The organism is Lactobacillus delbrueckii subsp. delbrueckii DSM 20074 = JCM 1012 (genome assembly GCF_001433875.1).
In the GTDB taxonomy this organism is placed as follows: Bacteria; Bacillota; Bacilli; order Lactobacillales; family Lactobacillaceae; genus Lactobacillus; species Lactobacillus delbrueckii.
The window spans coordinates 1-20912 of record NZ_AZCR01000004.1; the positions used below are offsets into that span (position 1 = coordinate 1).

A 20912-nucleotide genomic window follows, 5' to 3' on the forward strand; every position below is an offset into this window, starting at 1 on the left:
TTCTTCCTGCGGTTAATGGAACTATCGCGGAAAGCTTCCTAAGTCTCTCAGTCATTTACACAAGTTTTTATACTGAACCAATTTAATTGCTAAAAATACTCCAGGCAATAAGAAAACCACGACTCAGCAAGCCATGGATTCTTTCTTTATTATAATTCTACAACTCTTTCTTCTTTCCTTGCAATGCGCGCAGGTCGGTAATATCCTGCAAGACTTCCAAAACGCCCAGATATTCCCCGGCCTTGTTTCTGACCGCCAGGTATTGGATATAGACGAAGCGGCCCCGGACTTCAAACCAGAAGGCATGCTTGTCCTTTCTCCCACTTCTCAGGTCATCCACGATGGCCTTGACCTTGGGCACGCTTTTTGGCATGTGAATGCTAAACAGGTTCATGCCCAGGTCGTTTTTCGAATGGGGATAAAAGCCGCAGCTGCCGCCAAAGTAGCGGATGACGTCGCCCTTGTCCACAAAGACCAGGTCCAGGGGCAAAAGGTCCAGGACGGCCGAGAGCTGCTCATAGCTGAGGCTGCCTTCCGCGAACTCAATAAAGGACTCCGTCAGGGCCGGCCGGGCTTTTTCCTCCGCCTGCTCGACTTCCACCAGCTTTTGGTAGTTTTCGGCTTCATTGCCGCCCAGCTGGCCGGCAAAAGCCCCGATCTGGTCATTCCACTTGGCGATCGCCGCCGGGTCGGCTGCCTTTTTCTCAGCCAGTTCGGCCGCGGATGGCCGCCAGGCTGGCGGATTAGGAATCAAGCAGTAGCCCACCCGGAGCTCGTCTTCCTTGACCCTAAGCCAGTCGTCCGACGTCGCCACTTCCGTCAAGAGCGGCAGCATGATCGCCTCTTCCTTGAAGATCATTTCGGTGACTTCCTTGGCCGCCTGCTTGACCTTTTTGGCCAAAAGTTCTGCCTCGCCCGTTTCAGCCGCCTGCCGGGCCTCCTTGATCCAGGCCCGGATATCATCGTCTACCCCCCACATGACCTGGGGCGGGGCTGTGATGCCGTACTTGGTCATCAAGGGAAACATGGAGATTTCTTTTCTGGTATAGTGCTTGTCTACTTGGGCCAGGTCTGCCAGCTCCTGCTTGATTTTGGCTAAAAGTTCCGGGGCTGGCTTTGCTTCATACTTGGCCAGGTCTGGTAAAAGGGCATCGTTAACCAGAGAGGTCAAAACGATATTCTCCTGCTTCAAGGTCTGGACCGGGTGGCCGGGCCGGGCAAAAGCCTCCCCTGCTTCCTGCTCGCCGATCGATCCCCGGAAGACTTCCGCGTGGACCGTGCACAAGTTCTGGATTTCCTGGGGGTTGAGGCCACCGGCGATCAAGGCCCGCTCAGCTTCCGTGATTTCCTTGACTGAGACTGAAGAAAAAGCCTCGTTGAACATGGCCTTGGCCTGGTCAAAGTCCCCCTTGTCCCGCAAAAGGCGCAAGATCTCCAGCAGCTTCTCCTGCCTCTCCTTTAAAGACATGGTCATCACTCAGTCACCTCGTATCCCTTCAAGCGCAGCTTCTCCTTGACCTCTTCCAGGTCAAAGCCCATGGCCCGGCAGCCCATCGGCAGGGTCATCAGCCGGCCCACCGTGTCCAGCATGCCCGGAATCTTGATCCGGTTGAAGCCGATCTCGGCCATATCTTCGGTAAATTCCGGATACTGGTCAGCGAAAGTCTTGATCGGCTGGTGGAGGTTGATCTCCTTAGCCGCCGGAGCCGGCTCTTCCTTGATGCCCAGCTGCTTTTTCGCCTGCTCGCTTAAGCGGTCCGGGGTCCAGACCGGGTACCAGACCAGCTTGATGTCCACCTGCTTGATGGCGGCCAGCTGGCCCACCGCCTGGCGGATTTCCCGGTTGAGGTAGTCGTTTAAGGGGCAGCCGGCTATGGTCAAGGTCATGGTCACCAGGCAGTTGCCCTCATCATCGATGTCGACTCCGTAGATGAGGCCCAGGTCGACCACATTGACCAGGAGCTCCGGGTCGATGACGGTCTGCAGCTGACCGATGACCTGGTTAACCAAGGCGCGTTTTTCTTCGTTCATTTTTTCCTCGCTAAAAAACTATCTCTGCAGCTTGTCCCAGATGACCGGGTGCAGGTCCGGGGTCTTGAGGGACTTCTGCACGTCAATGATCCGCTGATTGCTGGACCCTCTGAACTGCAGGGTCAGGTCCTTCAAGTTGTCCATAAAGCGGCCGTCAACCAGGATGTCTAGCTTCTTGAGCATTTCCACCTTGTCCGGGGTCTCCTTTAAGAGTTCCTCCCAGGTATAGCCGGACCAGGACCAGATGTCCTTGCTGTGGCCGTATTCGGCCCGGACCCGGTCGATGATCCGGGTGCAGACCCAGGTATTCAAAAAGGGTTCCCCGCCAAGCAAGGTCAGCCCTTGAACATAGGACTGGCCGATATCCGCGATAATATGGTCTTCCAATTCCTGGGTGTAGGGACGGCCGTAGTTGAAGTTCTGGGCGGCCAGGTTGTAGCAGCCCGGGCAGTCAAAGAGGCAGCCGGACACGTATAAGGAGCAGCGGACCCCTTCCCCGTCAACGAAGTTGAAGGGCTTGTAGTCGGCAATCTTATGCTTGCTGTAGTCTTCTGAGATCCATTCGCCCGGCTTGGGATTCTTGGGCTGGCGCTTCATCTTCCGGGGCTTGGCCGTCTGGCCGGCATTTTTAGCCTTGTACTGGTTGGCGTCCACAAAGACCGTTTCCCCGCCGACGCTGATCCGGATCAGGTTGTCCCGGACGTCAGGGCCTTCTTGCTGATTCTTGTCTTTCTCTGGCATCTCGCTTCTCCTTTGATTTCGATAAAAAATAGGCAGGAATGATTCCTGCCTATTAGTATAATTCTTTTCATTTAGTATTGGCTGTTCTTCTGCTTTTCCAGGCTGGCTTCCTCGCTGACCATGCCCAAGCTCATATGCTTGGCCCGGTGGGCGATTTCTTCATGCCGGCCGTGGACCATTGGCCGCTTCAGTGGGTTGCCCAGGTAGCCGCAAGTCCGCTTGACGCAGTCGCAGGTTTCCGGGTTGTGGTTGCCGCATTGCGGACATTCAAAGCCCTTGGCGGTTGACTTGAACTCGCCGGCAAAGCCGCATTCGTAGCACTTGTCGATCGGGGTGTTGGTACCCAGGTAGCCGACTCTGTCGTAAGCCCAGTCCCAGACAGCTTCCAGGGCGGCCGGGTTTTGCTTCAGGTTCGGGTATTCGCAGTAGTGGATGAAACCACCGGCAGCATAGTATGGGTAGTCCTTTTCAAAGTCCAGCTTTTCAAATGGGGTCGGGTGCTTGCGGACGTCGTAGTGGAAGGAGTTGGTGTAGTATTCCTTGTCCGTGATGTCCTTGACCTTACCGAACTTCTCCATGTCCAGGCGGCAGAAGCGGTCCGTCAGACTTTCACTTGGGGTGGAGTAGACGCTGTAGTGGTAGTGGTTCGGGTCTTCCTTTTCCCACTTGTCGCAGGCATCATGCATCTTCTTGACCACTTCCAAAGTGAAGGCCTTGGCTTCCGGGTTCTTTTCCCAGTCTGGCCCGTAGAAGACCGTGCCGACTTCGTAAAGGCCGATGTAGCCCAGGGAAACCGTGGCCCGGCCGTTCTTGAAGAAGTCGTTGACGTCGCCGTCATCGCCAACCCCTTGGCCAAAGGCGCCGTATTCATACAGGGTTGGAGCGTTGACTGGCTTAGCTTCAGTGACCTTCTTGGCCTTGTATTCACAGGCTTGCCGGCCCAGTTCCAGGCGGTCATTGAAGATTTCCCAGAAGCGGTCCATGTCGCCCTGGCTTTCCATGGCGATTCTTGGCAGGTTTAAGGTAACCACTCCCAGGTTCATTCGCCCGGAGTTGACTTCCCGGCCCTGTTCATCCTTCCAGCCTTGCAGGAAGGACCGGCAGCCCATCGGGGCCTTGAAGGAGCCAGTGATGTCAATGATCTTGTCGTAGCTCAAAACGTCTGGGTACATCCGCTTGGTAGCACATTCCAGGGCCAGCTTCTTGATGTCGTAGTTCGGGTCGCCTGGGTGGAGGTTAAGCCCCTTCTTCAAGCTGAAGACCAGCTTCGGGAAGATGGCCGTCCGGTGTTCCCGGCCCAGGCCTTCGATCCGGACCTGCAGGATGTCCTTTTGGATTTCTCTTTCAATCCAGTTGGTCCCTAAGCCGAAGCCCAAGGTGGTGAAAGGAGTCTGCCCCTGGCTGGAGAACATGGTGTTGATCTCGTATTCCAGGCTCTGCATAGCGTCGTAAATGTCCTTTTGGGTCCGCTTCTTGGCAAAAGCCTTTACCTTGTCTTCGTCGTCGATGAACTCACGCCCTTCTTCCAGGTGCTTTTTGTAGTCCTTTTCGGCAAAAGGCGCCAGGACTTCGTCGCAACGGTCAAAAGAGCAGCCGCCGTATTGGCTGGAAGCCACGCTGGTGATGATCTGGGCTACCTGGCTGGTGGCCACCCGGATGGAGTTCGGTACTTCCACGAAGGCGTTGCCGATCTTGAAGCCGTGGTTGAGCATGTAGTCAAAGTCAATCAGGCAGCAGTTGGACATTGGTGAAAGAGGAGTGTAGTCCAGGTCGTGCCAGTGGATGTCCCCCCGCAGGTGGGCCTTGGCAATGTGCTGAGGCATCAAGGTCAGACCAACCGTCTTGCCCACAGTCCCGGCAGTCAAGTCCCGCTGGGTGGCAAAGACGTCAGAGTCCTTGTTGGCATTTTCGTGGACGATGCTTGGGTCCTTGTCGACCAGCTTGGCCAGACGCTGCTTGGTGTCAGTTTCTGCCCGCCAGTCGGCTTCGTCTTCCTGCCGCTTGGCTTCGTATTCCTTAGCTTCATTCAGATAGCCCAGTTCGTTCAAGCTGGCTCTGAAGGCAGCGTGGACTTGAACGGCGTCAACCGTGTAGGTGGCCAGCTTGGCGTAAACCTTGCTCAAAACGGCAGCCTTGATTTCGTTGTCTTCCAGGCCAAGTTCATCCAGAACCATTTCCAGCTTGAATTGTTCAAATTTAAATGGGGCGCCGTCGCGCTTGATGAACTTCTTTGGCGCATTAGCGAAATTAAGGCTCACAGTTTCTGCTGCTGGCTTTAACATAACAATCAACCTCTTATCTCTCAAAAATACCTTGCCTTTTTACATCCAGCCTCTGGGGCCGTTTAAGCGAGTTACTCACAAGAACCAGACTATCTTGTGGATTAAGTGTGGGTAACCACCACATCTTACTTAGTTCATGAGATAAGCATAGCACAAAATACCAGATATTGTGGTCTATACAAAGGCCCATTTCTGTTAAACGACAGGAGAGAATTCAGTTGTCACGGGACTTGGAGCCCGTATATTTTAAAAAAAGAATATTTTGCTTGAGCAAATATTTTTAACCTTTTGCCAAAGTCCTTAAAAATTTGAAAAAGATGAAAAAAGCCCTTGATTTTCATCAAGAGCTTATAAAAGTATTGGCTATTTATCGAAGTACTGGCTCTTGTTGACCTGGAAGTAGGTCTTGAAGCGCTTGTAGTAGTTGTGGAACATATACTTCATCAAGAGCCAGCGCTTAAAGGAGCTGTCCTGGTCGTAGAAGACGGTCGTCCCCACCTGGCCGGCATCGATCAGTTTCAAGGCCGCCTGCTTGGCCTCGTTGTCGACCGCGTATTCCTTGAAGATTTTCTCCGGCACGCCCAGCCATAGCATGTGGCTGCTCTCCAGCTTGTTGGCATAGACGGTCTCCTGGCCGGCCAAAGAGTCTTCAGCGTAGTCGTCAACGTACCACTTGGCCAGGTTGTAACCGTTCAAGGTCACGTAGAAGCTGGACCGGCCTTGGCGGAGGTTGATTTCAAAGAACTTGTACTGGCCGTCGCGGGCATCGTACTTGATGTCGAAGTTAGCCATGCCGACATAGTTGATCTTCTCCAGGAAGGTCTGGACGGTCTCGTAAAGCTTTTCATCATAGGCCGGCAAAATAGCCATGTAGTTCCCGATTGACTGCGGAGTCGGGTCTTCCAAAAGCGGGTGGCCCAGGCACATCATCTTGACCTGGTGGTTCTTGTCCACGTAGGCGTTCAAGACCCGCATGTTGGAGTCATCGCCCGGGATGAAGTCCTGCAGAATCAAGTCTTCCTTGTAGCCATTGGTGTAGATCTTGCCCACAATGTCTTTGAATTCTGCCAAGTCCTTGATGACAAAAGCCTTCTTCCGCCCTTCAAACTGGACATCCAGCCAGGAAACCGGGTCTTCCGGCTTCAAGGCAACCGGGAAGGCAAAAGGCACGTCGGCGTATGACCCATCCTGGTAGTCAGCCAGCTTGATGATCTTGGTCTTCGGGTAAGGCAGGCCGTATTCTTCACAGACTTCGTAGAAGCCTTCCTTAGAGATCAGCTTTTCCAAAAGCTGGTAGTCGATGTAAGGAACGACGAAGGTCCCTTCCAGTTCTTGCTTGTGCTTAGCCAAAAGTTCTGCATAGCCGTCCCCACAAGCGATCAGAATGACTGGCTCTTCATGATTCTGGTATTCCTTGATTTTTTCCTGCATGACTTCCATGAAGCCCGGGTCTTCGGAAAAACCAGGGTGCACTTCAACGTCCACGATCTTGGAATAGCGGGTGGCCGCCAATTGCGTTGCCGCCCAAGCCTGGACCTTGATGCCGTATGCTTCGTTAAAAGACCGCGCCATCCCGTAGACGTTGATGTCGCTGCCAAGCAAAATTGGTGTAAATTTAGCCATTAGTGATTAAATTCTCTTTCTCTTCTTTTTGGATTAGAGCAGCTTGCCCTGGGCGATCAAGCTGGCCACTTCCGGCTGCACGCGCTGGTACTTGCGCACGGTTTCCTCGTAGTCAACGAAGAAGAGCTTGTACCAAACCAGGAAGGTGTAGATTACCCAGATCTGCCGGCGGTGAGAACCGTCCCCATTGTAGTTCTCATCCAGCAGGTCCAGGATCTTCTTTTGTTCAAAAATATCATTGACGAAGTCTTCGCTGAAGAGGTCTCTGACCTGCTTGTAGAAACGCTCTTCCTGCAGCCATTGCTTAATTGGCGTCGGGAAGCCCAGCTTCGGCCGCTTGGCCCATTCATCCGGCAGGACCCGTTCTGAAGCCTTGCGCAGGGCGTACTTGGTGTCGTATTTGTTGACCAGGTACTTGCTTGGAATAGAGTTGGCCAGTTTGGCGATCTTCACGTCCAGGTAAGGCACCCGGAGTTCCAGGGAGTGGGCCATGGAAATCTTGTCAGCCTTCTGCTCGATGTCGTTGAGCATGAAGTGGTGCAGGTCGATGTACTGCATCTGCTTGACATTGTCCAGGTCCTTGACCTTCTTGAAGTCTTCCTGGTAGTTGCCGTTAACCGTCAGCTTGTTCCGGTAGCTCGGCTGCAAGACAGCATTAGCGTCCTTGGAAGTGAAGATGGTCGGGTAGTCCATGTCGTAGATGACTGACTGGCCCACGTAGAATTCGCTTGGTTCAGCCAGGTTGGTGTAAAGGTGCACCTTGCCCGGGAAGTTTGGCATCTTCTTGATCTTATGAGCCAACTTAACCCGCTTGCCCTTTGGCAGCTTCTTCAGCTTGTCGGTAAAGACCTTGATGACATTGTTGTGGGTGTGCATCCCGTAGTTGACATAGCCGGCAAAAAGCTCATCGGCCCCTTCCCCGGACAGGGCAACAGTCACGTGCTTTCTGGCCAATTTGCACAGGTACCACAAAGGAATGATTGACGGGTTGGCGTCTGGTTCGTCCATGTGGTACTGCATTTCCGGGAAGTCCCGCATGGCTTCTTCTGAGTAGACCTTGTCAGCGTAGAAGTGCCAGCCGTTGATGTCGGCCAGGGCCTTGGCCTTGGAAGCTTCATCGTAGGTGCTGTCGTCAAAGCCGATGGAGAAGACTTCATCCGGGTCCAAAAGGGCCGTCAGGAAGCTGGAGTCAACCCCTTCACTAAGGAAGGCCCCGACCTTAACGTCGGCGTTGCGGTAAAGGTCAACCGTTTCCTTCAAGTCTTCGTTGATCTTCTTGACTGTTTCTTCAAAGGAAAGGTTGTTGTCCTTGTATTCGGCATCCCAGTACTGGTGGGTCTTCATCTTGCCGTCCTTGTATTCAAACCAGTGACCTGGCTGGAAGCGGTAGACGCCCTTGAAGAAGGTTTCCTTAAGGTCGTTGTACTGGTTCATCAGGTATGGCTTGACGGCTTCGGTATTCAGTTCCTTTTTAAAATGAGGGAAGGCCAAAAAGCTCTTCAATTCTGAGCCGACCAAAAGGTGACCGTCCACGTCCTGGTAGTACATCGGCTTGATCCCGAAGAAGTCCCGGGCCCCGTACATGGTCTGGGTATTGTCGTCCCAGATGATGAAGGCGAACATCCCCCGGACCCGCTTAAGGATCCCGTCCATCCCCCATTCTTCATAGCCGTGCAGGATGACTTCAGTGTCGGCCTTGGTGGAAAAGGTGTGGCCCGCCTTGATCAGTTCCTCTCTTAAGGGCTTGAAGTTGTAGATTTCCCCGTTGAAAATGATCGCCCGGCTGCGGTCTTCGTTGTAGATTGGCTGACTACCGCCCCGCAGGTCGATAATCGACAGTCTTCTGAAACCAAGGGCCACCTTGTCGTTGGTGTACATCCCGTCACTGCTTGGTCCCCGGTGTTGGATGGTAGCCATCATCTTGCCGATGGCCGCCTGCTTGTTATTGATTTCTGGATCGTAAAAGGCTACAATTCCGCACATGTTTTCTCTTCCTTAATTCTAGTTAGTTTCTATAAAGTCAACTTCTTATTATAAAACAAGGGCTCTAATGTTTACAGAGTCCTTGTCAATCTTTACTTAAATGAAAAAAATTCTCCGTCTGGTCGCAGCCCCATAGCCAAAGACCTTGATCCGCCGTCTTAAAAGGTCCACGTTGACGACATAGCCGGCAAATTCATTCTGGTGGTCCATCTTCCGGTTTAAGTTCTTGTTATACTTGTTCGTCAGCTGGTGGTTGGGTCCCATCAAGGCTGAGCAGTTGAACAGAACGTACTGGATGCCGTTGATCCGGTACTGGTCTTCCACATGCCGGTGGCCGCAGAAGTAGGCGATGATCCGGGCGTCCTTGACCTCGGTGAAGTCAAAGTCGTTGCTCAAGCGGAATTCCGCCGGCACGTCCTTGCTGGAGTGCATCCGGCCCTTTTCCTTCTGGTTGAAGGCCACCAAGAGTTCATGCAGGGACCGCCCGTTGTACTTCAAGGCATTGCCGCCCTTCCGGTTGATCGGGTTGGCGTGGCTGAGCAGGATAACTTGCTTGCCGCTTGACTGCTGCAGGATTTCGATCAGTTCCTGCACCTGGTCTTCCCGTACCCCCAGGGTCAATTTAGCATCGTACTTTTTCCGCCCTTTTTCATCCAAAATGTAGGGAATGTCTGACGTATTCAGACTGATCACCCGGACATGGCCCTGGTCAAACCAGGCCACCCCGTGCTGGCGGGAAACATAGCCCAATTCCCGTTGCCGGTACATCTCCGGCCACATAATCTTCTCAAACTCCCGCTCCGGGAAGCTGGCCTTCAAGTCATGGTGCTCGTCAAACTTGTCGTTTTCGTCATGGTTGCCCTTAATCATGAGATAAGGCACCTTGCTGGACTTAAAGGAGTCCCGCAGCTTCATCAGTTCGCTTTCGCTGATGAGGCCGGCGTCAGAGCCGTCGATCCAATCGCCCAGGTGGCATTTGAGGTCCAAAATATCCAGCTGGTCCAGGTAGGAAAACTCTTTGACATGCATCAAGCCGTTCCAGCCATAGAAGTCCAGGCTGTCAACGTTCTTGAAGTGGGTGTCGGTGATGACCCCGATATTGACAGAGTCGTCTCCTTCCCGGATTTCCTTTTTCACGTCGCTGGCAAAGCGGGCCAGGTAGTCTTCCACGACATAGCGCCGGCCTGTTTCCCGGCTGCGGAAAGCCTTGAAGCGGTTCAGTTCCGGCACGAATTTCCGGTCGTATTCAGCGGCCAGGCTGTCGGTGCTTTCCGGACTGAGTGCCTGGTGCAGGATGCCCTGGTCATCTTTGTAGACCGTCAAGGTAAACGGCCGGCCGTCAGGCGTGGCGTCGCGAGCATCGACATGGTACTCCCCTACCGTCAGATACTTCTGCATGGGATCCAGGAGCTCGCCGGCATTCTTTTGCACGGCGTGCAGCTTGGAAGCCCCAACTGCCTTGTCAATAATTCGCTTTGTGTATTTAAACAGGCCCATTTCTACCCTTCCAAAAAGCCTAAAATCACAAAAAGCCGGGCCTCCCCCGGCTCTCAATTATAGATTTTCTGCTAATGCGTGTGCTGCCAGGCCCAAGGAAAGCACGGCATCCTTGGACAAGACGTTGCGCAGGTCGGCAGCGGCGATGGCTTCAACCGCTCCGATCACCTTAAGCCCGTAGACCAAAACGTGCAGGTCGGTTCTTGGCACGTAATTGTCTTCCACGTAGACATTTTCGTGGTTGTAGGTCAGGTTGATTTCGTCCTTGTCAACGAAACCGTCCACGTGGTTGGTCAAGATGCGGTCGTGCAGGTCGCCCAGCTTGCCAGTCAGATTAGTCAAAGCCAGGTAGTGGTCACTTTCAGTTTCATAGTATTCATCTTCGGTCCGGTCGAAGTAATTGCTGATGGGATCGTTCAAGACGCCCAAATCATCGATGGCCTGGTAAACCCGGCCGGTATCCAGCTTTGCTTCACCGTTAAGAATCTTGTCTTGAGCTTCAGCTAACTCGTCAGCCAGCTCCATGGTAGTTAATTTTTCCATGTTGTCCTCCTTGCAATCTTACCCTAATTATAGCAAAAAGTCGGTCTGGAATAGCTTTTTTTACTTGGGCAAAGCGCTTTTTTCCATATAATGGGGAAAGTTCACGGATGATGACAAAAACATTAAACTGTACCTGGTATTTTTTAATTTATTTGCTATAATTAGTAATATCTCTCAGATCAGCAGTTTAGCTGCATCTATCAAGCTGTGTCGTAATATATGAGTTTTACGAGAAAAAGAAGGTAAACAATATGAGAAGCAAGAAACTTTTAGCCAGCTCAGCCGTAATCTTAGCTAGCGCGGCCACTTTAGCCGCCTGCGGGTCAAATAGCTCACAAAGCAGTGCCAAGAAGCAGACCCTTACCTGGATGAATACCGCCGAAATGACGACCTTGGATGCATCCAAGGCAACCGACCAGGCATCATATGAACAAATCAACAACGTTGAAGAAGGGCTTTACCTTCTGGGCAAGAACGCCAAGGTCCAAAATGCTTTGGCCACTTCCACCAAGAACAGTGCCGACGGCAAGACCTGGACTTTCACCATCAGAAAGGACGCCAAGTGGTCCAACGGTGATCCGGTAACTGCCAAGGACTTCGTCTATTCATGGCGCAGAACCATCGACCCGAAGACCGCCTCTGAATATGCCTATTTGTTCAACGGCATCAAGAATGCCGACGCGATCGTTTCCGGCAAGAAGAAGCCAGCAGCTTTGGGCATCAAGGCTGACGGCAAGTACAAGCTGACCGTTACTTTGGAAAAGCGGATCCCATACTTCAAGCTGTTGATGGCCTTCCCGCTCTTCTTCCCGCAAAATGAACATGCCGTCAAGAAGTTCGGCTCTAAGTACGCGACCGCGTCCAAGTACATGGTTTACAACGGTCCATTCAAGCAAGTTGGCTGGACCGGGTCCAACTTGAGTTGGAAGCTGGTCAAGAACCCAACCTACTGGGACAAGAAGAGCGTCAAGCTGGACACGATCAAGTTCAGCGTTCAAAAGACTCCGGCAACTGACTACAACCTTTACCAAAGCGGCAAGCTTGACGCTGCCTTCCTGGACGCCCAAGCCACCAAGTCTTTGAAGGGCAAGACCGGCTACACCCAACGCAAGATGTCCACGACCCAATACCTGTCCTACAACCTCAAGAAGCACCCAGAATTCAAGAACAAGAACCTGCGTCTCGCCATCTCCATGGCCATCAACCGCAAGGAACTTGCTTCAACTCTGGGCGGGGCTGCAACGCCAGCTACAACCTTTGACCCAGAAGGCATGACGACGGTCAATGGCCAGGACTACGCGGACACGGTCAAGAATACCGCAACTGAAAAGGCCACGACTTACAACGTTAAGGAAGCCAAGAAGCTTTACAAGCAAGCATTGAAAGAAACCGGCAAGAAGAAGATCTCCTTCACCCTGCTGGGCGACGACGATGACACGGCCAAGAAGGCAGCTGAATTCGTTCAAAGCCAACTGGAAAACAACTTGGGCATCGATGTGCAAGTGCAAAGCATCCCGAAGAAGACCCGGTTGAACAAAATGATGAGCGGCAACTTTGATGTTGTTTCAACTGGCTGGAACGCTGACTTCGCTGACCCAATTTCCTTCCTTGACCTGCAGACTACCGGGGCTTCATACAACTACGGCAAGTGGTCAAACAAGACTTACGACAAGTACGTTGCCGCTTCTAAGACGACCAGTTCAACCAGCACCCGCTTCAAGGATCTGGCCAAGGCTGAACAGATCCTGCTGGAAGAACAAGGGGTTACCCCACTCTACCACCCAGTTGAAGCCTGGATGGTCAAGCCGAGCGTTAAGGGCGTGATCTACAACGGCGCCGGGGCAAACTACAGCTTCAAGTACGCTTACCTGAAGTAACAAGCAGCAATAGAGACAGACAACAAACAATAGACAACAGACTAGAATAAAGAAAAGAGGCTCGCGGCTTACGCGAGCCTCTTTCTTTTGCCTAAGGAAGGCAACAATAGTAAGAAGCAAGTAATGATGATTGTCACTGTCAAAGTAATAGGGCCATGATTAAAGTCGATGGCTTGATTGCTAATTTCCCATAAATTACTACTCAAAGTACTCTATTACTTGATATATCAACCTTTTAGAGGATTTCGTTGAGTTTAAGTTACAACTCAAAAAATATTATCTTAAACTTCGAAAAAGGCCGTAATAGTAGGCTTTTTAGACATTGAGTTGTAAAATCCTGGGAAATTAGCATTGATTGTTGACCTCTCTTAAAAAAGAAAAAAGCCGTGGCAACCGCCACAGCTTTTCAAAGAGTTATTATTCAAATATATTTTTAGACCAACTTCTTCCGGATGGCACCAGAGATCCAGTCGATGACCACAACCATAACGATGATCCCCAAAAGTATGATCCCAACCCGGCTCCATTGCCGGTAGTTTAAGGCGATGATCAAAGGATAGCCGATACCACCAGCCCCAACCAGACCCAAAACAGAAGCGGACCGGACGGACACGTCAAAACGGTAAAGGGTATTGGAAACGATGGCTGGCATCAAGTCAGGCATGGTCGCGAAAACAGCAACGTTGAACTTAGACCCGCCGGCCGCCGTAATCGCTTCAGCTGGACCATCATCCAAACTTTCAATCGCTTCTGAGAACAGCATGGCCAGCATCCCGACTGAGTGCAGACCCAAGGCCAGGGCACCAGCTGGAGCGCCCGGGCCAACGGCCTTAATGAACATCAAGGCCAGAACGATTTCCGGGAAAGATCTGATGAAAGTCAAAACGATCTTCCCGCTTTCAGATACCCAGAACTTCTTGTGCCGGGTGTTGGCTGCCCAGAAGGCAAAAGGAACTGAAATGATGGCGGAGATAAAAGTCCCCAGGAAGGCAATACACAAGGTCTGCCACAATTGGGAAACCAGGTCTTCCCCGCTGCCGTTATAAACGTATGACCAGTCCGGGTGAAAAAGACCATTGAAGATCGCCCCGGTAATCTGGCCGGCAGTTGGCTTGATACCGCCGAAGTCGATGCCCGTGCAGGACCAAATAATGATGGCGATGGAAATAATCCAGCCGCCCCACTTAATAGCTCTGGACTTGGCCGTCACTGGTTTTGGTGGTAATTTCTTCATTGTCGTATCCATCAGCGCATCAAAGCCTCCCTTGCTTTAGTTGAAACAAAGTCGATGACCAAAACAACCAGGAAGACAACCAGGATGATCATCCCCGTTTGGTTGTAGTTGAACATGTCCAAAGTGTTCTTCAGCTGCAGACCGATACCACCGGCACCGATGTAACCGAGGATCGTGGATGCCCGGACGTTGATTTCAAAAGCGTACAGGGCGTAGCTGATGAAGTAAGGCAGAATCTGCGGCATAACGGCAAACATAATATTGTTTATCCCGTTGCCCCCGACTGCCTTGATGGCTTCACTTGGACCTGGATCAATAGTTTCAATGGCTTCGTAGAAGAGCTTGACCACAACACCGAAGGTGAAGACAGTCAAGGCCAGGATACCGGCAACCGGGCCGATACCAACGACAGCAACGAAGATTGAACCCAAGAGCAGGTCAGGAATCGTTCTGATGATGTTCATGATGAAGCGCAGAACGCCGGTAATTGCCCGGTTATGGACAATGTTTCTGGCAATCAAAAGTGAGTAAACGAAGGCCAAGAGGGACCCGATAACCGTACTGATGATGGCCATCTTGATCGTTTCCACCAGGTAAGGAATGGCAGTGCCGGCATATGACCAGTCCGGCTGAGCCATCTGTACGAAGATTTCCGCGAACTGGTCAAAGTTGGCGAAAAATTCCGGCAGACTGGTCTTCGTGTTGTTAACAGATAAAACCAGACCCAGGACCATCAAGATAACCCAGACCCAGTTCCACATCTTAAACTTCTTTTTTGGAAGTTTTAACATGTCGCGGTCAGTTGCTGACATTGTTAGTCTTCCTCCTTACCCTTGCCGCCTTTGTAGATGTTGTCGAAGACGCTTTGCGGCGTGTCTTCCATCTTGCCGTCATAAACGATTTCCCCGGCCCGGACACCGATGACCCGGTGGCCGAAGTCCTTGGCCAGTTCAATTGAGTGCAGGTTGGCTACGACCGTCATGTCGAACTTTTCGTTCAGCATCTTCAAGTCTTCCATAACCTGGCGGGAAGTCTTCGGGTCCAAAGAAGCAGTTGGTTCGTCGGCCAGAATGATTTCCGGTCTTTGGGTCAGTACCCGGGCGATAGCCACCCGCTGCTGCTGACCACCAGACAATTCGTCAGCCCGGGAGTAGACCTTTTCAGCCATGCCGACGCTTTGCAGGGCTTCATAAGTCCTTTGCTTGTCTTCGTCAGTGAAGAGGTTGAAAGTAGTCTTCCAGGTTGGGTAGTAAGCCAGGCGGCCAGCCAAAACGTTCCGCAAAACGCTGGAGCGCTTAACCAGGTTGAAGCTTTGGAAGATCATCCCGATCTTACGCCGCATGAGGCGCAGGTTCTTGCTCTTGGCCTTGGTGATTGACTCACCGTCAATCAAGATGTCGCCTTCAGAAATGTCGTGCAGGCGGTTGATTGCCCGGAGCAGAGTGGACTTGCCGGCACCGGAAAGACCAACGATTACCACGAACTCACCCTTGTTGATTTTTAGGTTGATGTTCTTCAAACCAACGGTACCATTGTCGTAGACCTTGGTAACGTTCTTCATTTCGATCATCGGCTGTTCTGCCATGAATAATAACTCCTTAAATAACTAAATTTGCTTTTTCATTGAAAATCGTGTCCTACGTTAAAGCGGGGCACGATTTCACTATTAGTATTCAGTTGATAATCTTTGTGACATCAATGACTACTTGGTAGCAGCCATCTTGTCGTACTTGCGGACGATGTTGAAGTCTGAGTCCTTTGAAGGGGTGTAGCCTTCGTGGTTGTAGATGCTTTCAATGATCTTCAAACTCTTCTTGTCCTTGCGCAGAGATTCGAAGGCCTTGGACAGCTTCTTGCGGAAGGAGCTGCTCATGTCTGAACGAACTGAGATAGTGTCGTTAGGGATGCCCGTAGTGAAGTAGATTGGAACAACCTTCTTCATGATGTTTGGTTGGTCGGCCAAAACAGTGTTACGTGCGTCTTCTAAAGTGAAGGCAGCATCAACGTCCCCGTTAAGAACGTCAAGCACGGCTTGGTCGTGGCCAGTTACAGTTACCAGGTTGGCGTTGCCCTTCTTAGTCAAGTCCAGGCCCTTTTCCTTCAATTCAGCGATTGGGAAAATGTAGCCCGCTGAAGAAGTAGCGTTTTGAACGGCAATCTTCTTGCCCTTCAAGTCCTTCCAGCTCTTGATCTTTGACCCCTTCTTAACCAGGATTTCTGACCGGTAGAACTTAACCAGCTTGTTGGTTGCCTTACCGCCTGGTTGCTTTACCCCGTAACGGAGAGCTTGAAGCAGAACGTCAGCAGCCTTTTGCTTGTGGGCCAGAACGTAACCATCCGGTGGCAGGAAGCCGACGTCAACCTTCTTTGACTTCATGGCTTCGACAACCGTGTTGTAGTCAGTTGACATTGAGATCTTAACCGGAACGCCAAGCTTCTTGGAAAGGATCTTTTCAAGCGGCTTAGCCTTGGCTTCCAAAGTGGATGCAGCTTGACTAGGAACAAACTGGATCGTCAAAGGGTGTGACTTTGATGGAGTGTAGCCCTTTGATGAAGAAGATGACTTGCTTGAAGAGCAAGCAGTTGCCAGCACGGCAGCAGCAACAGTTAAAGCACCAAACAATGCTTTCTTGAACTTTTTCATTATTTCCCCCTGAAAAATGGTTAATGAAAGTTAAAATAGTACAACAGCAGCATAAGGGATGAGCCTGAAAGCAGCCAGATAAAAGTCCACACAAAGGACTCCACAACAGGCCGGCTCTCACGCTCATACATCTCATCGGAACGACAGCAAGGCGAATCTCGCTTCTGTGTTCTGGAACAATTCTACCAGAAATATTCGGGTTTTGGCAAGCGTTTTTCGGTTTTTTACCCCAACTAATTGATTCGGTCCAATTTTGCCAGCAAAAGGTTAATGAAATAGCGAAAAATTACATAAACTACTAACTTAGTCGGTTTAAATCCGAACAAAAGCAAAACCCAAATTAAATAAACGGGAAATAAAAGAACGTTTGGAAATTGTTCCAAACGTCCTCTTTTTAAGATACACTTTTATCAGCCAGCTTACTTGGCAGGCATGTTGTTGACGTCAGTTCTGACGATCAAGACATCGGCCATGGCGTGCTGGTTGACGTATTCGGTAACTGACCCCATCAGCATCCGCTCAACGGCGTTCAAGCCGGTGGCGCCCATCACGATCAGATTGTTGCCGTGGTCCTTGACGAAGTCGTAAGAGATGATTCTCTTCGGGCTGCCGTAACGGATGTGGTAGTCAATGTCGTCAAAGGCCAGTTTGTCGTGGGCCCATTGCTTGAGGCTCTTGAGGTATTCCTCTGAGTCTTGGGTCATTTGGTAGATCGTGTCGCCTGAGATCAAGGTGTCCTGCATTTCGCCCATGAACTGCCGGGTGTCGATCACGTTCAAAACATCAACGTGGTATCCGTTGTTGGCGGCAATCTTCACGGCCTTGTCAAAAGCACGTTCAGCGGATTCAGATCCATCGACAGGTACCAAAATTTTGATTTTTTCTTCAGTCATAGTGCTCATCTCCCGTACTATCTACGTATTTCGCTTATCTATATTTTAACATAAGTCACGGCTTAGTAATGCGCTTTCGCAAAATTGTTACATCTTAAACTTGCAGGGAAGCATTTTTTAAGCGGGATGAAAAAATCAACCGCTAGACAACAATAAAAAGAAAATACAGACAAATAAATAAGAAAGGATTCGACAAATGACTTCATTAAAACAGCAATTGCTGGACGTTAAAGGCGGCCGGAACTTCCGTGAACTGGGCGGCTACCAGACAGTTTCCGGCAAAAAGATCAAAATGCACAAGCTGATCCGGAGCGGGCACTTGGCCGACCTGCTCAAGGAAGACCAGGAATACCTGCGCCGCTACGGGCTCAAGTACGATATCGACTTCCGGACCAGTTTCGAAAGAAACAAGCAGCCAGACCGGAAGATCGCGGGCGTTGAGTACTTCGCCGACCCGGTTTTCGATGAGGACTTGACCAACTCCACCATGAGCATTTCCGACATGGCGAGAGAAAGCCAGGATCCAGGATGGGGCTACCAGCGGATGCTGTGGGCCTACAAGAACATGGCAACCGGGAAGAACGCCAACAAGGCCTACCAGCACCTGTTTGAAGTTCTCCTGGCTAATGAGAAAGACGGCGAGAGCGTGCTTTTCCACTGCACGGCCGGGAAAGACCGGACCGGTTTCGGGGCAATCTTGATTCTGACGGCCTTGGGCGTACCGATGAAAACCATTGAAAAAGACTACCTCTTCACTAATGAAGTAATCAAGGACTTCGTCAGCCAGCTTTTGGCCAAGGAAAAGGCCGCCGGAGCTGATGACAGCCTCCTGGCGACCTTCCGCGATTTGCAGACTGTACAGCCGGCCTACTTCAAGTACCTGCTGGATGTCATCAACCGGGACTACGGCAGCATCAACGCCTACCTTCACCAGCAGATCGGCCTCTCTAATGCTGACCTGTTGGATTTGCGGACGATATACTTGGAGAAATAAGCGCCAGAATTAAAATCCCTCTTCCCACAGGACAGAGTACAAGCCGGCAGGATCAGTCTGAGAAAAAATCCGGCTGAGGGCTGCTGGTTCAGCCTGGCTGAGGAAGGTCATGGTTCTGGCTAAAAGTTCAGCCTGGCCGTCCGCCTTTTGGTCCAGCAGCATGAAGCAAAAGCCAACTGGCAATTCGCGGCTGGGATCGACCATGCTCTTGAAGCTGACCGGGGCCAGCAGCTTAATGGGAACGACCCGCTGCTGCTTGACGAAGCAGCCTTCCATGTGCGGAAAAGCCAGGTTGGGGAGACCCGGGGCCAGATTGCAGCTGGCCAGGCCGGTCGGAAAGCCCTCTTCTCTGTCCACCACCTGGTCTAAAAAGCCGGCCGCTACCAGCCCCTGCTCCAGCAGCTTTTTGTAGACTTGGGCAAACATGTCGGCCCGGTCTTCGGCCCGCAAAACAAAACAGCTTTCCGCTTTTAAGAGTTCTTCAGTCATTTTTAGTCCACCCCTTTTTTCAAAAATACAACTACTTTTATTATAAACTTTCTGCCGCTGGGCAACTTGGCTGATGCTTAATTTTTGACTAGTCAGCAGGGGCGGAAAATGGTAAAGTTATTCTAGAAAAAGAAACACAATATCTCGCAACGGACATGAAAGGAATACAAGATATGCCAAAAAAGACGATCTACTTCGGTGCCGGCTGGTTCACTGACCGCCAAAACAAAGCCTACAAGGAAGCCATGGAAGCCCTCAAGGAAAACCCAACGGTTGACCTGGAAAACAGCTACGTTCCCCTGGACAACCAGTACAAGGGCATCCGGGTTGACGAACACCCGGAATACCTGCACGACAAGGTTTGGGCTACGGCCACCTACAACAACGACTTGAACGGGATCAAGACCAACGACGTCATGCTGGGCGTCTACATCCCTGACGAAGAAGACGTCGGCCTGGGCATGGAACTGGGTTACGCCTTGAGCCAAGGCAAGTACGTCCTTTTGGTCATCCCGGACGAAGACTACGGCAAGCCGATCAATCTCATGAGCTGGGGCGTCAGCGACAACGTGATCAAGATGAGCCAGCTAAAGGACTTCAACTTCAACAAGCTGCGCTTTGACTTCTACGAAGGTGCCGTATACTAAAAACAACTATATCTAACAAAAAGCCTGCCTTCCGCAATTTTGGAAGACAGGCTTTTTCTCTTTATACTTATTATTCTTCCCAACGAATTTCCCCATTCAAGTAGGTCTTCGCAAGGGACATGTCATCTTTCAAAATCAAGAAGTCAGCTGGCAGGCCTGGACGAATCACCCCGCACTTGTCTAGCAGGCCTTGGCTGCGGGCCGGGTTATAGCTGGCCATCAACACAGCCTCTTCCTTGCCAGCCAATCCCCAGTCAACCAGGTTCTTCACCCCGTCCTTCAGTTGCAAGACGCTGCCGGCCAGGTTGTCGCCCTCCTTCAGGCGTGCCATCCCGTCCTTGACGTACACCGGCAGTTCCCCCAGCATGTAGTCGCCATCCGGCATCATCCCGGCTTCCATGCAGTCGGTGATCAAAACAATATGGTCCTTGCCCTTAGCCGCCAGCAGGGCCTTGATGGCGCTAGGCGTGACATGGTGACCATCAGCAATCAGTTCGTTGTCCATGTTCTCCAGTGCCATGGCCGCGTTGGCGATGTTTGGCCGATTGTGAGAGAAGTCCGGCATCCCGTTAAAGGTGTGGGTAAAAATCGTTGCCCCAGCCTGTGCAGCTGCCTTAGTCTGGTCATAGCTGGCACTAGAGTGTCCCAGGGCTACCTTGACTCCCCGGCTGACAGCGTAGCTTACGAAGGCTGGCGTTCCTGGACGTTCTGGGGCAAGAGAGATCTTCTTCAGCATCCCCTTTGACGCTTCCAGCCACTTGTCCAGTTCTGCCGGGCTTGGATCCATCATGTATTTTGGATTTTCCGCCCCCGCGTGTTCTCCCGTAAAAAATGGGCCTTCAAAATGGATTCCTTGAATCTTAGCCCCGCTCTCTTCTCCTTGGTGAGCAGCCAGCATCCGGCAGACTTCAGCCAATTGCTCACTGGACGCGGTCACTGTCGTTGGCAGCCAGCTGGTTACCCCGGCACTCAGCAAGGCTTCAGACAGGCGGTTGATTCCCTCCCAGTCGCTCTTCATCACGTCTTCCTTAACAGAACCGTGGATGTGGGTGTCGACATAGCCCGGTGCCACGCTAAAGCCAGTGTAGTCCACCGCATCCGGCACTTGGCTGCCTTCTGGCAGGCAGGCCCCGAATTTACCATCAACAATCTCTAAATAGCCGCCTTTTTCCCGGCCATTTGGCAGGTAAAACTGATCAGCATGAATGTAATAGCGCATTTTTTCTCCTTAGTAAAACAATCTTTTTCCTTCTATTATTCTTAACTCTGTAAGCCTTTTAGTCAATGTTTTGCTAAAAAATGAGCAAAAATAAAACTGCTCGTTTCAGGCAGTTAAAGATCAGCTATTGGATTCTTTGAAGAAAAAGCCCTGCGACCGGACCAGGTCTTCATCTAACCCAACGATAAGCATATGCAAAAGCCCAGTCGAATCAG

18 protein-coding genes are annotated in these 20912 nt (G+C 51.4%); 3 read left to right on the forward strand and 15 right to left on the reverse strand.

Annotation, left to right across the window (positions count from 1 at the left end):
- Nucleotides 1-157 precede the first annotated feature (157 nt).
- The 8 genes from FD23_RS01455 to FD23_RS01490 form a co-directional block, all read right to left on the reverse strand.
- The gene (locus tag FD23_RS01455) at nt 158-1474 is read right to left on the reverse strand and encodes a DUF438 domain-containing protein (protein WP_025896096.1); all 1317 of its coding nucleotides are present in this window, start codon (nt 1472-1474) and stop codon (nt 158-160) included.
- Complete coding sequence (locus tag FD23_RS01460; protein ID WP_052933529.1) at nt 1474-2031, reverse strand: iron-sulfur cluster assembly protein; 558 nt, start codon at nt 2029-2031, stop codon at nt 1474-1476. The genes FD23_RS01455 and FD23_RS01460 overlap by 1 nt, the downstream gene beginning before the upstream one ends.
- An 18-nt stretch (nt 2032-2049) precedes the next feature.
- Nucleotides 2050-2772, reverse strand: a complete 723-nt coding sequence (gene nrdG / locus FD23_RS01465; RefSeq protein ID WP_025896098.1) for an anaerobic ribonucleoside-triphosphate reductase activating protein — start codon at nt 2770-2772, stop codon at nt 2050-2052.
- 71 nt (nt 2773-2843) lie between these two features.
- Complete coding sequence (gene nrdD, locus FD23_RS01470) at nt 2844-5054, reverse strand: anaerobic ribonucleoside-triphosphate reductase (protein WP_025896099.1); 2211 nt, start codon at nt 5052-5054, stop codon at nt 2844-2846.
- Nucleotides 5055-5417: 363 nt separating this feature from the next.
- Nucleotides 5418-6677 (reverse strand): carboxylate--amine ligase, encoded by a 1260-nt coding sequence (locus FD23_RS01475; RefSeq protein WP_025896100.1) that lies wholly within the window; start codon nt 6675-6677, stop codon nt 5418-5420.
- A 33-nt stretch (nt 6678-6710) separates the two neighbouring features.
- On the reverse strand, nt 6711-8660 hold the full coding sequence (asnB, locus tag FD23_RS01480; RefSeq protein ID WP_025896101.1) for an asparagine synthase (glutamine-hydrolyzing): 1950 nt from the start codon (nt 8658-8660) through the stop codon (nt 6711-6713).
- 96 nt (nt 8661-8756) lie between these two features.
- On the reverse strand, nt 8757-10157 hold the full coding sequence (locus FD23_RS01485; protein ID WP_025896103.1) for a metallophosphoesterase family protein: 1401 nt from the start codon (nt 10155-10157) through the stop codon (nt 8757-8759).
- A 57-nt stretch (nt 10158-10214) separates the two neighbouring features.
- Nucleotides 10215-10700, reverse strand: coding sequence for a hypothetical protein (locus tag FD23_RS01490; RefSeq protein ID WP_052933528.1), 486 nt, complete (start codon nt 10698-10700; stop codon nt 10215-10217).
- A 251-nt stretch (nt 10701-10951) separates the two neighbouring features.
- On the opposite strand from FD23_RS01490, the gene FD23_RS01495 reads away from it, so the two are divergent.
- Nucleotides 10952-12577 carry a peptide ABC transporter substrate-binding protein gene (locus FD23_RS01495; RefSeq protein WP_025896105.1) on the forward strand — a complete coding sequence of 542 codons (1626 nt, stop codon included), beginning with the start codon at nt 10952-10954 and terminating at the stop codon, nt 12575-12577.
- A 433-nt stretch (nt 12578-13010) separates the two neighbouring features.
- Here the strand turns inward: FD23_RS01495 and phnE (FD23_RS01500) are convergent, their stop codons facing one another.
- The 5 genes from phnE (FD23_RS01500) to FD23_RS01520 form a co-directional block, all read right to left on the reverse strand.
- A complete protein-coding gene (phnE, locus tag FD23_RS01500; protein WP_003611688.1) occupies nt 13011-13823 on the reverse strand; it encodes a phosphonate ABC transporter, permease protein PhnE in 813 nt (270 codons plus the stop codon).
- On the reverse strand, nt 13823-14623 hold the full coding sequence (phnE, locus tag FD23_RS01505; RefSeq protein ID WP_052933527.1) for a phosphonate ABC transporter, permease protein PhnE: 801 nt from the start codon (nt 14621-14623) through the stop codon (nt 13823-13825). Before phnE (FD23_RS01505) ends, phnE (FD23_RS01500) begins: the two co-directional genes overlap by 1 nt.
- A 2-nt stretch (nt 14624-14625) precedes the next feature.
- Nucleotides 14626-15396, reverse strand: coding sequence for a phosphonate ABC transporter ATP-binding protein (gene phnC / locus FD23_RS01510; RefSeq protein ID WP_025895445.1), 771 nt, complete (start codon nt 15394-15396; stop codon nt 14626-14628).
- Nucleotides 15397-15513: 117 nt separating this feature from the next.
- Nucleotides 15514-16455: a phosphate/phosphite/phosphonate ABC transporter substrate-binding protein gene (locus FD23_RS01515; protein WP_052933526.1), complete on the reverse strand. Its 942-nt coding sequence runs from the start codon at nt 16453-16455 to the stop codon at nt 15514-15516.
- Between the two features lie 419 nt (nt 16456-16874).
- Nucleotides 16875-17348, reverse strand: coding sequence for a universal stress protein (locus FD23_RS01520; RefSeq protein ID WP_025895443.1), 474 nt, complete (start codon nt 17346-17348; stop codon nt 16875-16877).
- A 196-nt stretch (nt 17349-17544) separates the two neighbouring features.
- Here FD23_RS01520 and FD23_RS01525 point away from each other — a divergent pair, with 196 nt between their 5' ends.
- Entirely contained in the window at nt 17545-18342 is a 798-nt protein-coding gene (locus tag FD23_RS01525) for a tyrosine-protein phosphatase (RefSeq protein WP_025895442.1), read from the forward strand.
- A gap of 9 nt (nt 18343-18351) precedes the next feature.
- Here FD23_RS01525 and FD23_RS01530 read toward each other — a convergent pair whose 3' ends face one another.
- Complete coding sequence (locus tag FD23_RS01530; protein ID WP_025895441.1) at nt 18352-18831, reverse strand: PTS sugar transporter subunit IIA; 480 nt, start codon at nt 18829-18831, stop codon at nt 18352-18354.
- A gap of 173 nt (nt 18832-19004) precedes the next feature.
- Between FD23_RS01530 and FD23_RS01535 the strand changes: the two genes are divergently transcribed.
- On the forward strand, nt 19005-19478 hold the full coding sequence (locus FD23_RS01535) for a nucleoside 2-deoxyribosyltransferase (protein ID WP_002877839.1): 474 nt from the start codon (nt 19005-19007) through the stop codon (nt 19476-19478).
- 70 nt (nt 19479-19548) lie between these two features.
- Here FD23_RS01535 and nagA read toward each other — a convergent pair whose 3' ends face one another.
- Nucleotides 19549-20697 carry an N-acetylglucosamine-6-phosphate deacetylase gene (gene nagA / locus FD23_RS01540; protein WP_025895440.1) on the reverse strand — a complete coding sequence of 383 codons (1149 nt, stop codon included), beginning with the start codon at nt 20695-20697 and terminating at the stop codon, nt 19549-19551.
- Nucleotides 20698-20912 lie beyond the last annotated feature (215 nt).